At 68.8% G+C, this 1549-nt stretch carries 1 protein-coding gene; it reads left to right on the plus strand.

All coding sequences use genetic code 11. The features are described 5' to 3' along the window. The coding region (locus WAX14_RS09605; protein WP_422627856.1) for a fatty acyl-AMP ligase at positions 1–1524 on the plus strand (1524 nt) is incomplete at its 5' end. Positions 1525–1549: the final 25 nt, after the last annotated feature.

Consider the following 1549-nt stretch of genomic DNA (forward strand, 5'->3'; position numbering starts at 1 on the left):
CAGGCCCGGTGCATGGCGGGGGCGCTTGTCGCCGCCGGCATCGGCCACGGCGACGCGGTCGGTGTGCTGGCGGGCGATCCCGCCGACATCGCCCCGGTCTGTCAGGCGATCTGGATGCGCGGCGGCAGCGTCACCATGCTGCACCAGCCGACGCCACGCACCGACCTGATCGCGTGGGCCCGCGACACCGAAACCGTCGCCGCGATGATCGACGCACGAGCCGTGGTGCTCGGCGCGCCGTTCGACGCCGCCGAACCGGTGCTGCGGGACCGGGGTATCCGCGTCGTGAACGTCGCACCGATGCGGGCGGGCGACCCGGTCGACCCGGTCGCCACCGCGGAATCGGACATTGCGTTGCAGCAGTTGACATCCGGTTCGACCGGTTCACCGAAGGCGGTGCAGATCTCGCACGAGAACTTCTACGCCAACGCGTATGCGATGTTCGAACGCATCAAGTTCTCCCTCGACGACGACGTGATGATCAGTTGGCTTCCGTTGTTCCACGACATGGGAATGGTCGGATTTCTCAGTGTGCCCATGCAACTCGGCGCCGAGGTCGTGTCGGTGACACCGCTGGAGTTCCTCAGGGCTCCGTTGCTGTGGGCAGAACTGATCGGAAAGTATCGTGGAACAGTCACAGCCGCACCGAATTTCGCGTACTCCCTGCTGGCGCGCAAGCTTGCACAGGCACCGGACGGTGCCGTCAACCTGTCGTCGATGCGGTGGATGTGGAACGGCGCCGAACCCGTCGACCCGGACACCATGATCGCGTTGGCGGACGCCGGAGCACGCTTCGGGCTCGACCCGATGGCCCTGGCGCCGGTCTACGGCATGGCCGAGACGACGCTCGCGGTGTCGGTGCCGGATCCCGGGCACGGGCAGGTCCTCGACGTCGTCGACCCGGACCTACTCGAAGCGGGAGGCATGGCCGTGCCCACCACCCGGCCGCACGCGCGGCGCCTGGCCACGCTCGGGCATCTCGTTCCCGGGCTCGAAGGGCGCGTCGTCGGGCGTGACGGGCAGGTGTTGCCCGCGCGCGGTGTCGGCATCATCGAGCTGCGCGGCAAGGCTGTGACCTGTGGATACGTCACCGTGGACGGCCCGGTCGCGGCGCAGGGCCCGGACGGCTGGTTCGACACCGGCGACGTCGGCTATTTCACCGACGACGGTCGGGTGGTGGTGTGCGGGCGCGTCAAGGACGTCATCATCATGGGTGGCCGCAACGTGTATCCGACCGACATCGAACGCGCGGCGTGCGGGGTCGACGGGGTGCGACCGGGCAATGCCGTCGCGATCCGCCTCGACGCCGGTGACAGGCGGGAATCGTTCGCGGTCGCCGTCGAGACCAACCGGATCGACGACCCCGGCGAGGTCCGCCGCATCGAACACGACGTGATTCATGCGGTCGTCGCGGAGGTCGGGGTACGCCCCCGCACTGTTGCGGTTCTCGGCCCGGGAAGCATCCCGAAGACATCGTCCGGCAAACTGCGGCGCGGCAGTTCGGCTGCGTTGCTGGCCGGCTGACCAACCCCGGTGTGGCGTTGTGGGC

This window comes from Rhodococcus sp. (in: high G+C Gram-positive bacteria), from assembly GCF_049299235.1.
Lineage (GTDB): Bacteria > Actinomycetota > Actinomycetes > Mycobacteriales > Mycobacteriaceae > Rhodococcus.